We start from the raw sequence: 14636 nt of genomic DNA, 5'->3' as shown, positions 1-14636 counted from the left end.
CGGCCGCCAACGGCGACATCCGTGACTGGGCGATCGACCGGCTGAAGACCCGCATCAAGCCAATGCTGCGCGAGGCTGGGGCACACACGCTCGCCAAAAGGGTAGACATCGATCTCGTCGTTCCCGCGCTCGACGCGGCGGCACCCTACCTCTACGCCAGCGCGGCAAGCCAGCGCTGAGCTGGTCCCCCGGCCGCGACAGAGCCCGTCGCGGCCGGGGAACCCCGTCGTCACTGCCCGGGGATCAGCAGGAGCTTCCCCGTGCTCGATCGCGACTCCAGAGCGGCATGCGCGTCCGCGGCCTTCTCCAGGGGATACGTCGCGCTGACCTGCGGGGTCAGCGTGCCTTCGGCTATCCACGCGAACAGCTCGCGGCTGGCACCCAGCAGCCGGTCGCGGGTCGCGACGTGGTCGAGCACAACCGGCTTGGTCAGCAGAATGCTCTTGGGCAGGTCCCACAGATCCACCGGCGGAACGGGGCCGCTCGCCTGGCCGTAGTAGACGACCAGGCCTTCACGCCGGACCAGGCGCAAGCTCGCCCCGATCGTGTCGGCGCCGACGCCGTCATAGACCGCGTCGAACTCGCCTTCCCCGAAACGCTGGACCAACTCCTCCTCGACATTCGGCGCGCTCGTGACGACGACCTCGGTGGCGCCGAACGAGGCAGCGGGGGCCTTGGCGGGTGAGGAGACCGTCCCGATCACGTGGTGGCCCTGCCGCGAGAGCATCTGGGTCAGCAGGGACCCCACGCCGCCGGCCGCCGCGTGGACCAACACCCGACCGGGCCGAGGCAGCAGGCGGGTGGCGAGTGTGGCCAGGTGATGGCTCGTGAGCCCCTGCGTCATGATGGCCGCGGCGGCCATGTCGTCGACCTCGTCGGGAACGGGAACGGCCGCATCGGCCCGGACCACGACCCGCTCCGCGTAGCTGGACCCGGCCATGTTCCAGGCGACCCGGTCACCGGGTGAGAAGTCCGAGGTGCCTGGCCCGACCTCGACAACGGTGCCGCTTCCTTCAAAGCCAGGAACGAACGGAACCGGTCGCTGCAGGATGCCGCCCCTGCGTTGGCGCACGTCCATGAAGTTGACGCCGGCCGCCGCGAGACGCACCAGCAGCTCGCCGGCACCCGGTGCGGGGTCTGGCAACTCAGCGGGCTTGAGAACCTCAGCGGGGCCCAGCGACGACACGACAATGGCCTTCATTCCAAACCTACTTCCCAGGCAACATCCTGAGTTGCCTGACTTTCGAACTGACTTCGCGGGAAGATGCGCACTGCGCTCTTTCCGCCCATGGCTTCCGCTTCTTGGGTGTCACGGGCAGTGCGGTGGACAACGACGTTTCCCAGAGCACGGGACAACTGCGTGAGGAGGGCGGTGACGCCGTCCTCCCAGTCAACCAGGCCGGCGGTTGGACGGACGATGATCAGCTCCAGTACGTCCGCAGGATGCGATGCCGTTCCCTCGATGACGGCGCCGCTCAGCGCGAGGTAGTCCGGTGCTGGGTGAAGGTGGGCCTGCGCCTGTTCGCGGACCGTATCGGCTATACGGCTATGCAGGTTTGTCAGCTGATGCAGAGCATCCCAAGCGATGTGGCTTGCGACGAGACGTACGGCTTCTCCTTTGCGCCTGGGGGCGATGAGGCCGAGCAGACCGAGGCGGAAGAGCGCCGCTTCCAGCTGGGTTGTCGTCACCGCAGCACCTTTGGACAGCTCGTCGAGAGTCAGCGGCCGGCCCGCGTCGACGGTGTGATGATCGACGAGGGCGGTGAGGAGTCGGCCTGAAGTTCCAGGCACCAGAGCGGACAGAGGGGTCCGGAAGTTCATGGCGCGTCCCGAACGTCCACAGCCGGCGAGTCCCTGAGGAACTCGCCAGCGACGATCCGGTTCAGTGCAGCTCTGGACAAACGAAACACTCCATTTCTGCAAAGGGTTCGGCCACACAGCAGGAGATAAGGGGTTCTCGGCGGCTTCGCAGGCAAGTGGCATCGACGACGAAGCCGACGAGAGTCTGATCTCCGGACGCTACGGTTCGACCGGTCAGATTCCGAATGGTTGATCATTCACAAGCGCGGAGACGGCCACGTGGAACTCCTTGATGACATCGAGGAATCCGGTCCTGCCCCACAACGCCAGACCCAGAACGGCGACGAATGCGGCCGTCACGTGCACGGCCCCCGGAAGGTCTCGACCCGACAACGTGCGCAGCCCCGAATCGTCTCCGCGCGCCCACGCCCGCGCTACCTCGGCAACAACGAACTCGTAGTGGAGCGGGGCTGCAGCAGCGACTTCATCGGCATGCCGAACCAGGTCGCCAAGCTTCCACTGCTCGCCGGTCAACTCCATGATGCTGATGGTGGAGCGCAGCAGACCACTCAGGACGGCATACACCTCTGACCAGCCGCTTGCGTTCAAACCAGCCAGCGCGTCTTGCACTGCGATGGCGTCGTGGTTCGCGTAGCCCTGGACAACCTCCAGCGCGCGGTCGTAGGCGGTCTTCCCCGCATGGTCGCTCATGTGGCTGACATTAATGCCTCCCAGAGGGGCAAAAATCGGTCTCTTGACGCAACATGCATCGGGAAAAAGCACTAAGACCCTGACCACTCCTCCATGAGCAAGAGCGTTCCTGCACATGAGCGCCGCCAGATCTTCGGGCTGCGTCGCCTTCAATGCTGCCGACGGCATCCCCGGCCCAGCCATGTCCGCCCGGTCGGATGCACGTAACTGCCCCCAGATCTGCGCCGACCGGCACCAGGACGCTTCCGGTCTCCTGGGGACATGGAGATAAACCGCGTACCGCCCCCCGTGTAACCTGACCCCGGGGTGCTCTTGGACAGCAGCACCGACCGGCGACTGGCTGTCAAGCACTGGCTATTGTGACGCTTCCGGTCCAGGGCCGGAAACGGGTTCGGCTGGACGGCACGGCCCATGAAGAGAATCGGGGCGAGCGCGTCCACCGCCGGAGAGAGCCGACCTGGCAGTGCGCCGCGAAGCAGTCGGAGACACAAGCACGCTGAAGACCCCCGAGAAGTCGCTGCCGCGTACGGACACCTCGAAGCCCTCGCCAACGTCGCCCGCTTCCAGCACGAAGCCCACGACATCGACGGAGCAACGCGCCCAGCCCGTGAAGCAATCGTGTTACGAGCAGGCACCGGGAGCGTTCGCTCAACAGGCGCGCCGGGACCCCGGCGTGGCCGGGCTCCCGGCGCGGGATCTTCCTGTCCCCGTAGGTCAGGTGACCCTGCCTTCGTTGGACTGCACTCGGACCGGTCCGGTTCACCAGCCGGGTGATGCGTGGACCGTGTCCCTGCGGCCGCCCCTGCTCGCTCCCGCGCACTCTGAGACGGCGTTTCGTCGTCACCGTTCGATGGTGTCCGCGAGCATGGCCGTCAGAGTGGTGTCGTCGAGGCGGGATCCGTCCCAGGTGACCGTCAGCCGGCTGATCCGCTGGTGCTCGTCGAGTTCGATGGCGGAGATGCCCTGGCCGACCGCCATACCCTTGTTGATCCATTCGTAGCCGCCGCCCTGGGGGCTGCCGACAGTGTGCCGGATCGTGGCGCCGCGGCCGTAGGGCAGCCTGGTGTAAGACCGCTTGATGTAGGCGTCAATGGCGAGCGGGCCCACGATTGTGGTACGCAGCGCCAGGTCCTCGAAGGTGGCGTCCGACGTGAACAGCCCCGTGGTGTCGCCGCGGTTGAGTGCCGAGTTCAGGCGGTCTACGGCCGTTTTCAGGACCGGCGACGACTGGTCGCCGACGACGTCCTCGCCGAAGGTTTGCGGGAATTCGGCCTCGGGTACGCGGAGCTGGTTCATTGCGTCGATACCGAAGTGGCGGCCATCCCAGTAGTCGACCCAGCGGGTTATCAGACCGTCGCTGAAGTCGAGTGCGGTGATGGCGCGGACTTCGCCGCCGAATAGCTCGGGTGTGTCGGTGAACAGTACGATCGCACTGCGTTCGTCGCCGATGATCCGGGTGGGGTAGGAACGCGCGGTGTCGGGCCAGGTCGGCATGTACTGGTCCCAGACGGCTTTCAGCGCGTTCCAGGTCGGCATGTACCAGCCCAGGGTCGAGTCCGTGTAGAACATCGGATCCCGCGCGAAGTATTCCATGGAGCGGTCGAGGGAGCGGCTCGTCTTGTCCCGAAACAGGCTGGTCAACCGCTGTGTCACGCGCGCTGTCGCGTGGTCGGCAACCAATGCGGGGTTCGGAACCTGCGACACAACAGCGGCGGCCGGATCTGTGCCGCCAACGAGCGTTGAGGCTGAGCCGGAAGGCGTTACCTGAGACATACAGAGGTCTCCCAACTCTCTGAGGCCACGGCTAATCATGGTGGTTTGTTCGGGGGCGGTGAACGAACGTGTCGAGGCGACCTGTGTGGCACCGTTCCGCCGATGACGCGCCCGGAGGGCCTGGGCGGCACCGGTGAGGCGACGGCCCGCTTTCAGCACGGCGTGTGCCGGCTCTGACGCCCGTTTGCAATTCGAGACATGGCTGCGGTGAGCCGGGACGTGACAACGGCCTGTGCGCCGATTGAGGTGAGGGCGCGGCCCTCACCGGGAAACAGCACGGTCTTGTCGATGCCCAGGTGTGTTAACAGCGACGACCCGGGTCTGGACGGATGACGTCGATCCAGTCGGCCTTGCAGACCGCGGACGCCGCCCGTGTCACGCCGGCCAGGCCCAAGGGGCTGCCGGTGAGCACATCGAGGAACCCATGATTCGTCCTCGGCTCCGATGTACGCCGACCTTACCTCGTCACGGTCATGGATCGCACTCATCCGCTCTCCCTCACCACTGATGAGCCGGCCCTCATACCAAGGACACTCTGGCTATTTGGCATAGTGGCTTAGCTACTTTCGGAGTGTGACTGTGGCGACATCCCGCTGTCAAGAAGGTGAAACAAACAAGTCGACCTCGCCGGGTATCTGGCCGCGGCGCAACCCGCACCCTCGACCCCCGACGACTTCGCCGCCGCCGCCGGCTCGCCGCGCCGCCACGCACCGCCTGCCTGTGGCGGCCACGGGTCCCGGCCGAGCAGGCGAGCCACTACGAGACCCAACCGGCAAGCGCCATGGCCGACGGTCAGGGAAGTGACGCGCTCTCGTCAGGGCGATCAGCCAGGGCCGCGATCAGCGTGGCGTGGCGGCCGCCGAACAAACACAGCTGGTGACGACGCATGGACACGCCGTCACAAGATGGCTGAATTAGAGCAATTCTTGACTTATCATCTGAGGCGATGCACTTTTGGTTATGCCACTTAGCCAATAACGTTGGGAAGCTGTCGGTGATGGCGGCTACAGGCACAGCGGCCAGGGGCAGGCTCTCACCGACCGGCCACGCCCGAGGAGCGCATCGCCATTCGGCCGGACGCAGGGCCCCCACCCCCGGACCCGGCCAACCGGCAGCTGCGGCTGTCGTCTGCACTCTTGTGCCGGCGCGTACCGCACAAGTCCCGCCGTCCCCGACGTGCTCTGCAGAAGGGATGACAGCGATGCCCGAAGTTGAGGGCAGTCCGCCGGAAGCCGGGCGAAAGGCCGGGCAGCCGCCCTGTTCCGCCTTGGCGCTGGTCGATGCGCAAGGGACGGTGGTCGCGTGGACTCCGGCCGCTGAGCGGCTCGTCGGCTTCTCGTCCCGGGATGTGGTCGGCGGTTCCGTCGCGCGGGTGTTGTCCGCATTCGGGGACATCACCAGTGCGTCGGTGCTCGCCGAGCGTCGCGGCGAGGACTGGTCCAGCCCTGTCGGTCTGTCCGACCGCGATGGCCGCAGCGTCGAGGTGCATCTGCGGGCCAGCCGCCTGTTGGGCCAGGACGGAGGAACGCATTGGCTCGTCTCCGCGACCAGCCCGGACACGAATCCGCCGTGGCCGGTCAGCGGAGTGGAGCCGGAGTCGCTTTTGGCCGCGTCACCGATCGGAATCGCTGTCCGTGACCTGGAACTGCGCTACATGTGGGTGAACGACGCCCTGATCCACCAGGACGGCATACCCCGCGAGAAACGGCTCGGGCGACGGCTGAGCCAAGTGCTCCCGGGAGTCGGGGCGCAGAAGGCCGAGGCGGTGATGCAGCAGGTTCTGGACAGCGGCGTCGGGACAGTCGACCACGAGTACCGGGCGTGGCCGCCGACGGATCCGCGCCGGGAGCATTTGTTCTCCACGTCCTTCTTCCGCCTCGATGACGCGCAGGGTCGCGTTCTGGGCGTGTGCGCCATGAGCGTCGACGTCACGGACAGACAGCGGTCGCATGAGCGTCTGACCATGCTCCGTGAGGCCGGCACGCGCATTGGAAGCACGCTGGACGTGATGCGGACCGGGCAGGAGCTTGCCGACCTCGCCGTGCCGCGCCTCGCCGACTACGTCACCGTGGACCTGGCGGAGACGGTCCCACTCGGCGAGGAGTCCCTCGCCCGGCTGGGAGCGATCCGCGGGCACATACCCGTCTTCCGCCGTGCCGGCGTGGCATCGATCCACGAGGGGGCTCCGGAATCCCTCTGGCCGCGCGGGGAACCGGTCTTCGTCCCGGCTTCCTCGCCTTTCACCGAGGTCTTGACCTCCGGCAGCTCCCACCTGGAGGCGCTGCTGGACAGCTCTCCGGGCACCTGGTTCGATCAGGATCCGCGACGGGCGGAAAAGGTCCGCGAGTACGGGATGCACTCCTTGATGATTGTGCCCATCCACGCGCGCGGCGCCGTGCTGGGCGTGGCGCTCTTCGTCCGGACCGACGACCCGGAGCCGTTCGATGAGAGCGATCTGCTACTCGCCGAGGAACTCGTCACCAGGGCCGCCCTGGCGCTCGACAACGCCCGCAGGTATGTGCGCGAGCGCAACTCGGCCTTCGCGTTGCAACGCGACCTGCTCCCGCGCCGCCTCACCGGCGGACCCGCCGTCGAGGTCGCCTCCCGCTACCTGCCGGCGGACATCGATGCCGGCGTGGGAGGTGACTGGTTCGACGTCATACCGCTGTCCGGCGCCCGGGTGGCGCTCGTGGTCGGCGACGTCGTCGGGCACGGAATCAACGCCGCGGCGACCATGGGCAGGCTGCGCACCGCGGTACACACGCTCGCCAAACTCGACCTGCCCCCCGACGAGCTGCTGGCCCACCTGGACGACACAATCGTCCAACTCACCGAGGAAGGCGAGGACCAAGGCGCGGCGGCGTCGGGAGCCACCTGCCTGTACGCCGTCTATGACCCCGTCACCAGGACGTGCACCATGGCACGGGCGGGACACCCGCCACCGGCGATCGTCTCACCTGCCGGCCGGGTCACCTTCCCCGACCTGCCCTCCGGCCTGCCGCTCGGCATCGGGATGGCCTCCTTCGAAACCTTGGAACTGGAACTGCCCGAAGGCAGCGTGCTCGCCTTCTACACCGACGGCCTGATCGAGTCCCGCGACCAAGACCTCGACGAGGGGATGCATCGCCTGGCCAGCGCCCTGGCCGGGTCCGGCCGCCAACTGGAAGAGCTCTGCTCGGCCGTGACCGGAATCTTGCCGACCGGTGCGCCGACCGACGACGCCACGCTGCTGCTCGCCCGCACCCGCGCCCTCGGCCCGGCCCAGTTCGCCCAGTGGCAGCTGCCGAACGAGCCGGTCGTCGTCGCAAGGGCCCGGGCATTGGCGGTACGCAAGCTGGCTGAGTGGGGGCTGGATCACCTCGCGGCCTCCACCGAACTGATCGTCAGCGAGCTGGTGACCAACACCGTCCGCCACGGCGCGGGGCCGGTCGAGCTCCGCCTGATCCGACACCAGGCACTCGTCTGCGAGGTCTTCGATTCCAGCGACACCGCCCCGCGCATGCGGCACGCCCGTGCCACCGACGAGAGCGGCCGGGGCCTCTTCCTCGTCGCCCAGCTCTCCCGCCGACGAGGCACCCGCTTCACTGCCCACGGCAAGATTGTCTGGGCCGAACAGGACCTGAAGCCCGCGACCTCGCTGAGCACCCGGGCCCACTAGGCCGTGGCCGCAAGGTCGGGTGGGCGTTGGTTGGTTCGTGGTGCGTGTCATGGGCTGACTGGTCAGTCGTGCGCCGTTATGAAGCACTTGCTGCCGCGGTCGCGCACCGAGCGTCCGGTGCGGGACCGGCGGCAGGTGATCAACGGGATTCCGTGGAAGCTGTTCACCGGGCGGCCTGGCGGGACCTGCCAGAACGCTACGGGCCGTGGAAGACCGTCTGCGAGCCGTTCCACCGCTCATCGGCGGACGGCACCTGGGGCCGGCCGCTGGCCCATGTCCAGCGGCACTGCGATGCGGTCGAAGGTGTGGACTGGTCGGTGGCGTGCGTCGATTCCATCACCGTCCGGGCTCACCAGCACGCGGCGAGGGCCCGAATTCGGCGATGGTGCCGGCCGGCACCCGGGCGTCGCCGAACCAATGGATCCAGCTGCAGGTGCGGGTTCCGGAAGGGTGCCGGGCTCCTGCTCCGCGCTCGCCCCTGAAGCATCGGCGTGTCGGTGCAGTGCTCGACCACATGCGGCATTGACACGGGCGAGCAAACCGAGGCAGACTTTGGCTATGCCAATTAGCCACTTTGGAGATATCCGATGACTGCGCCGGTGCGTGTCTCGTCTCCAGACACGCGATGGACCCCGGGGGACCCTGATGAGCTTGCGCTGCGCATACGGCTTCGGGCCGTGCGCATGGTGGCTCCCCAGGGTTTCGGCTACCTGGGCCAGGCGCTGTCCGCGGCTGAGCAGGTAGCCTCGCTCTTCGCGACCGCTCGACCCGGCATCGACCGATTGGTCTGCTCGCCGGGCCACTATGTGATCGCGCCGTTCGCGGCGGCTGCCGAACTGGGACTGCTCGACGACGACCTGGTGTCCGGATACGGGCACAACGGCTCTCCGATCGAGGCGATCGGGACAGAGCGATCCCCGGTTGTCGATTACACATGCGGCTCACTCGGCCAAGGCCTGTCCGCTGCCGCTGGGTTCGCACTGTCCGACCGCTTCCGCGGCTCCACTGCGCGGACCTACGCGCTCGTCAGCGACGGCGAGATGGAGGAGGGGCAGGTCTGGGAGGCGGCGATCTTCGCCGCCCACTTCGGCCTGGACCGGCTCACTGTGCTGCTCGACGCCAACAACTCCCAGGTAGACGGTCCGGTCGACACCATCACGACGCTCGAGCCCATCGCCGAGAAGTGGGCCGCCTTCGGCTGGCACGTCCAGGACGTCGACGGCCACGACACTGCGGCACTGGCCGAGGCGATCGCTGCCGCGAACGCCGAGTCGGGCCGGCCGAGCGTGGTCGTGTGTCGCACCTCGACCATGCATGGGCTGGACTGCCTTCCGCCAGGCACCGACGGCCACTTCATCAAGTTGCCTCCCGAGCTGGCCGAGGCCGCGCTCGCGGAGCTGACCACTAAGCTGGAGGCCCGGCATGCGTGAGCCGCCGTACCCGACCGAGCTGAAGCCTTACGGCCGCGCGCTGGTGGATCTGGCCCGCCGCCGCGAGGACATCCTCTGCCTGAGCGGCGACCTCACCCGCCAGTGCGAGGTCGACCTGTTCCAAGAACAGATTCCAGAACGATTCGTTCACGGGGGTATGGCCGAGGCCAACATGATGGGCCTTGCCGGGGCGTTTGCCCGGTGCGGGCACATCCCGTTCGTCCATACCTTCGGGGTGTTCGCCACCCGGCGGCCCTTCGACCAGATCGCCAACGCGATTGCCTACCCGAACCTCCCGGTGCGGATCATGGGGTTCATGCCTGGGGTCTCGACTCCTGGTGGGCCCAGTCACCAAGCGATCGACGACATGGCGCTGATGCGCGCGCTGCCGAACATGACTGTGATCGACGTGGCCGACGCAGTTGAGGTCCGGCAGGTCGTCGAGGCGATCGTTGACGTTCCCGGACCGGTCTACGTTCGGCTCAAGCGCGGCGAGATACCGGTTTTGTTCGACGACGACCACGTGCTCAACCTGACCCGCGCGGATGTTCTCCAGGGCGGCACCGATGTCGCGCTGGTGGCGACAGGCATGATGCTGGCCCCGGTGCTGGCCGCCGCCCGAGTGCTCGGCGAGCATGGCGTCTCTGTCGCAGTGGTGAATGTCCCGGTCGTCAAGCCTCTCGACGCCGCCACGATCTGCGGGGTGGTCGCCGGAACCCGCGCAGTGATCACTGCCGAGAACCACTCGATCATCGGCGGCCTCGGCTCCGCTGTCGCCGAGGCGATTTCGGAGGCCGGCCTCGGCCGGCCACTGCGCCGAGTCGGCCTGCAGGACACGTTCGCCGAAGGCTCTCTCGACGGGCCCTATCTCTTCGAAAAGTACGGGCTGTCCACTCAGGAGCTGATCCGTACGGCGTGGTCGGTGCTCGGGCGCCCGGGGGATCCGCCGCGCGCGCCGGCTGTACCTGTCGAGCGCGGCGAGTACTCGCCTGTCTGAACACCTTGATGTCAACGAGGAGTAAGTGATGACCTCAGAAGCAAAACCGACCGCCCTGGGTTGGCTCGGCACCGGCCGGATGGGCACTGCGATGGCGGGACGCCTGGTCGACGCCGGCGAGTCGGTCACGGCATGGAACCGGACGAAGGCCAAGACGGCGCCGCTCGTCGCACGAGGTGCGACCGCTGTCGACCACATCACCGATCTCGGCGCCTGCGACATCGTCTTCGTGATGGTCTCCACGCCGAAGGACCTGGAAGAGGTCGTTGCCGGGCCGAAGGGGCTACTCAGCGCGGAACGCCGGCCCGGCATCATCGTCGACTGCTCGACCGTTTCCGCAGCGACCTCGGCCGCAGTGCGCACTGCCGCGACTGAAGCCGGCGTCGGCTTCCTCGCGGCGCCGATAAGTGGCAACCCGCACGTCGTCGCGGAGGGCGGAGCTTGCATCGTCGCCTCCGGGCCACTGGCCTCATTCCAGCGTGCACGACCGTACCTTGAGCAGATCGCCAAGGTGGCCGTGCACGCCGGGGAGGAGGAGCAGAGCCGACTGGTCAAGCTGTGTCACAACCTGTACCTGGGCATGATGGTGCAGGCCCTGGTCGAGGTGACGAGTCTCGCGGAGAAGGGCGGCACGGACCGGGCGGCGTTCCTGGAATTCCTCAACGGCACAGTCCTCGCCTCGGATTGGGTCCGCAAGCGCACTGACGACCTGATCGAGCGGGACTGGACGCCCACGTTCACCACCGAGCTGCTGCGCAAGGACTTCGACCTCGGTCTGGGAGCGGCGCGCTCGCTGGAGGTGCCGATGCCTGTCGGCGCCGCTGTGTACCAGCTGATCCAGTCCGCCATCGGCACCGGGCTGCGCGACGTGGACTTCCTCGCGCTCTACGAGCAGCAGGCTCGCGGCGCATCGCTCGCCCAGGACGGGTCATGACGGCCACCGCACCCGTGTTCTCCGGGGCACGGCTGCGGACGGATTTGCTGATCGGGGACAGCTGGTCTCCGGCCTCGGACGGATCCCGGTTCGAAGTGACCGACCCGTCGACGGGCAAAGTGATCGCGTCGGTGGCCAGCGCTTCCGTGGATGACGCCAGACGAGCCGTCGAGGTCGCCGATCGGGCTCGCCATGAGTGGTCACGCACCTCCCCGCGGGAGCGCTCGGACGTGTTGCGGGCGGCGTTCGAGCTGGTGATCGGACACGGTGAGGAACTCGCTCGGCTGGTCAGCCTGGAAAACGGCAAGGCGATGGCCGATGCCCGCGCCGAGGTGACTTACGCAGCGGAGTTCTTCCGCTGGTATTCCGAGGAGGCTGTCCGCGTCCTCGGCACCGTGCAGACGGCCCCGGCCGGCACCAACCGGATTCTCGTGCTGCGCGAGCCGATCGGTGTGGCGCTGCTGGTCACGCCGTGGAACTTCCCTGCTGCGATGGCCACCCGCAAGATCGGGCCGGCGCTGGCGGCAGGGTGCAGCGTAGTGCTGAAACCGGCAAGCGAAACTCCGCTGACCGCGCTGGCGATCGGGGCGCTGCTCCAGGAGGCCGGGGTGCCGCACGGCGTGGTCAATGTCCTGCCCTCACGACGGTCCGGTGCGGTGGTATCGGCGATGCTGGACAGCACGCCGGTGCGCAAGCTGTCCTTCACCGGGTCCACTGAGGTCGGGCGGACCCTGTTGCGCGGGGCCGCCGACCGGGTGGTGAGCTGCTCGATGGAACTCGGCGGCAACGCCCCCTTCTTGGTGTTGGCCGACGCCGACCTAGACGCCGCAGTTGCCGGAGCGATGATCGCCAAGATGCGCAACGGTGGAGAGGCCTGCACTGCGGCCAACCGCTTCTACGTCCACGAATCGGTGGCCGACGAGTTCGCCACCCGGCTGGCCGAAGCGATGTCACAGCTGCGGGCCGGCCCGGGGACCGATGAATCGACCCGGCTCGGCCCGCTCATCAACCAGGAGGCCGTCGCCACCGTAGACCGCCTGGTCACCGATGCGGTGGACCGCGGTGCAATCGTTCGTACCGGCGGCCACGCACTGGTTCGTCCCGGCTGGTACTACGCGCCAACTGTGCTCGACGCGGTGCCCGACGGCGCGAGCATCCTCCGCGAGGAGATCTTCGGGCCGGTCGCCCCGATCGTGCGCTTCACCGACCTCGATGCCGCAATACGTGCCGCCAACGACACCGAGTACGGCCTGGTGTCCTACGTGTACACACGCGATCTGGCTGCCGGCATGCGGGTCGCCGAGGATCTGCAGGCCGGCATGATCGGACTCAACCGCGGGGTGGTATCCGACCCGGCCGCGCCCTTCGGCGGGGTCAAACAGAGCGGGCTCGGTCGCGAGGGCGGTCACGAAGGCCTGCTCGAGTACACAGAAGACAAGTACATCGCCACTGCTTGGTAGCACCTCATCACGCCAGGAGTTCTCGTGTCGCTACAAGAGTTCGTTCCCACCCCTCGCTTCGACGAGTACCGCGAGGTCTTCAAGGACTTCTTCACCATGGAGCGCCGTGACGACGGCGTGCTGCTCGTCGAGGCCCACACGAAGGGTGGCCCGATTCAGCTCAGTGTGCAGAACCACCGGGCGCTGGGTCAGATGCTGAAGACGGTCGGTGCCGATCCGGAGAACGAGGTACTCATCCTCACCGGCTCGGGCGATGAGTTCATGATGGGCTCGGATCCCGAGGGCTTTGCTCTGGAAGAAGAGGATCTGCCGTACTGGGCGTACGAGTACGCCTACAAGGACGGCCGGATCAACGTCTCTTCCCTGGTGAACGACTTGGAGATACCGACCATCGGTCTGCTCAACGGCCCGGGGTTCCATTCGGAGATCGTGCTGATGTGTGACATCACGATCGCGGCGGACGATGCGACGATTTTCGATCTGCACTACGACATCGGCTCCGTTCCCGCGGACGGTATCCACTGTGCGTTTCAGGAACTGCTCGGAGTCAAGCGCGCGGCGTACGCGCTGCTCACCGGTGAAGCGATCACCGCGCAGAAGGCGCTCGAGTGGGGGATGGTCAACGAGGTCGTTCCACGTGACCAGTTGGTGAATCGGGCGTACGCGATTGCCGATCACATCATGTCGCAGCCGCGGACCACCCGCAGGCTCACCACGCAGATCGTCCGCCGGCCGTGGAAGCAGCGGATCGTCAACGATCTCGATGGCGGCTTCGGGATTCAGATGTTCGGCCACGTCGCCAAGGAGCATTCGATCCACGGCGAGCAGCACATTCGTTCCACTGTGGACTATGTCCGCGAGGGTCGGAAGAACAACTTCGACTAAAGGTCGTTCTTCTCTGTGAGGTTGGGCCCGGCTGGGATGCCCGGCCGGTCGCAAGAAACTTGCTCGCGTCGTATTCGGGTGGCCGGTCGACGCGGCCGCGGCGGAGCCAACCGCCCCCATCGCTTCGATCCCCCGATGCCTGAGCCGGCGGCTCCTGTCGCGGAGGGAGCTCACATTCGCATCCGAATTACCTGAAAAGGGCGAACCAGCTACCCATTCGGTTCCTCTTTGCTGTCCACGCTTTCTGCTAGGGAAGGGGCCTCACCGTGAGTGCCAAGGTCGCGGTCATCTACTACTCGTCCACCGGGAACGTCCACCAGCTCGCCACGGCGGTCGCCGAGGGCGCGGAGAAGGCCGGCGCCGAGGTCCGGCTGCGCCGGGTGGCCGAGCTGGCCCCGGACGTTGCCATCGACGCCAACCCGGCGTGGCGGCAGCACATCGAGGCCACCAAGGACATCGAGGTCGCCACGCTCGACGATGTGAGTTGGGCCGACGCCTACGCCTTGGGCTCGCCCACCCGCTTCGGCAACATCGCCTCCCAGCTGAAGCAGTTCATCGACACCACCGGCGGCCTGTGGAGCCAGGGCGTCATGGCCAGCAAGCCGGCCACCGGCTTCACCAGTGCCTCCAACCGCCACGGAGGCAACGAGTCGACAACGCTCGCCCTGTACAACACGTTCCACCACTGGGGATCGATCATCGTCCCGCCGGGCTACACCGACCCGGTCGTCCTCCCGGCGGGCGGCAACCCGTACGGCATCGCCCACCATGGCGCCGACAGCCCCACCGAGGAGACCCTCAGGGCCGCCCGTTACCAGGGCGAGCGCCTGGCGACCATCACCGCTCGCCTGCTCGCCGGCACCAAGTGACGCCCTGAGCCTGCCACTTCGGCTGGCTGCAGACCGGCGGTGCCATAAGCGGACCGCGGTTCGGATGGGAGTGGGTCTCCCGCCTGGTGGACACCGCTCCTCGGCTCTCAGGTGGCCTG

General features: G+C 67.3%; 11 protein-coding genes and 1 pseudogene. 8 read left to right on the top strand and 4 right to left on the bottom strand.

Annotated features, from left to right (window positions below):
* Nucleotides 1-229: 229 nt before the first annotated feature.
* The 4 genes from AB0M62_RS27980 to AB0M62_RS27965 all read right to left on the bottom strand — a co-directional run bounded on the left by AB0M62_RS27980 (nt 230) and on the right by AB0M62_RS27965 (nt 4152).
* Nucleotides 230-1201, bottom strand: coding sequence for a quinone oxidoreductase (locus tag AB0M62_RS27980; protein ID WP_366077064.1), 972 nt, complete (start codon nt 1199-1201; stop codon nt 230-232).
* A complete protein-coding gene (locus AB0M62_RS27975; RefSeq protein WP_366077063.1) occupies nt 1198-1821 on the bottom strand; it encodes a hypothetical protein in 624 nt (207 codons plus the stop codon). Before AB0M62_RS27975 ends, AB0M62_RS27980 begins: the two co-directional genes overlap by 4 nt.
* A 213-nt stretch (nt 1822-2034) precedes the next feature.
* Nucleotides 2035-2511, bottom strand: a complete 477-nt coding sequence (locus AB0M62_RS27970; protein WP_366077062.1) for a hypothetical protein — start codon at nt 2509-2511, stop codon at nt 2035-2037.
* Between the two features lie 840 nt (nt 2512-3351).
* A complete protein-coding gene (locus AB0M62_RS27965; protein ID WP_366077061.1) occupies nt 3352-4152 on the bottom strand; it encodes a hypothetical protein in 801 nt (266 codons plus the stop codon).
* 1333 nt (nt 4153-5485) lie between these two features.
* On the opposite strand from AB0M62_RS27965, the gene AB0M62_RS27960 reads away from it, so the two are divergent.
* From AB0M62_RS27960 to wrbA, 8 genes and pseudogenes are all read left to right on the top strand, one after another.
* Nucleotides 5486-7942 carry a SpoIIE family protein phosphatase gene (locus tag AB0M62_RS27960; RefSeq protein ID WP_366077060.1) on the top strand — a complete coding sequence of 819 codons (2457 nt, stop codon included), beginning with the start codon at nt 5486-5488 and terminating at the stop codon, nt 7940-7942.
* 78 nt (nt 7943-8020) lie between these two features.
* A pseudogene (locus AB0M62_RS27955) lies at nt 8021-8316 on the top strand (transposase); the annotation flags it as partial.
* A 213-nt stretch (nt 8317-8529) separates the two neighbouring features.
* Entirely contained in the window at nt 8530-9372 is an 843-nt protein-coding gene (locus tag AB0M62_RS27950; protein WP_366077059.1) for a 1-deoxy-D-xylulose-5-phosphate synthase N-terminal domain-containing protein, read from the top strand.
* Nucleotides 9365-10369: a transketolase C-terminal domain-containing protein gene (locus AB0M62_RS27945; RefSeq protein ID WP_366077058.1), complete on the top strand. Its 1005-nt coding sequence runs from the start codon at nt 9365-9367 to the stop codon at nt 10367-10369. The genes AB0M62_RS27950 and AB0M62_RS27945 overlap by 8 nt, the downstream gene beginning before the upstream one ends.
* A gap of 28 nt (nt 10370-10397) precedes the next feature.
* On the top strand, nt 10398-11303 hold the full coding sequence (locus tag AB0M62_RS27940) for an NAD(P)-dependent oxidoreductase (RefSeq protein ID WP_366077057.1): 906 nt from the start codon (nt 10398-10400) through the stop codon (nt 11301-11303).
* Entirely contained in the window at nt 11300-12763 is a 1464-nt protein-coding gene (locus AB0M62_RS27935; protein WP_366077056.1) for an NAD-dependent succinate-semialdehyde dehydrogenase, read from the top strand. The genes AB0M62_RS27940 and AB0M62_RS27935 overlap by 4 nt, the downstream gene beginning before the upstream one ends.
* A gap of 24 nt (nt 12764-12787) precedes the next feature.
* Complete coding sequence (locus AB0M62_RS27930; protein ID WP_366077055.1) at nt 12788-13648, top strand: enoyl-CoA hydratase/isomerase family protein; 861 nt, start codon at nt 12788-12790, stop codon at nt 13646-13648.
* Nucleotides 13649-13914: 266 nt separating this feature from the next.
* Nucleotides 13915-14517, top strand: coding sequence for an NAD(P)H:quinone oxidoreductase (gene wrbA / locus AB0M62_RS27925; RefSeq protein WP_366077054.1), 603 nt, complete (start codon nt 13915-13917; stop codon nt 14515-14517).
* Nucleotides 14518-14636: the final 119 nt, after the last annotated feature.

Source organism: Streptomyces sp. NPDC051219 (genome assembly GCF_040682335.1).
Taxonomy (GTDB): Bacteria; Actinomycetota; Actinomycetes; order Streptomycetales; family Streptomycetaceae; genus Streptomyces.
This window is presented reverse-complemented; position numbering and strand designations above follow the sequence as displayed.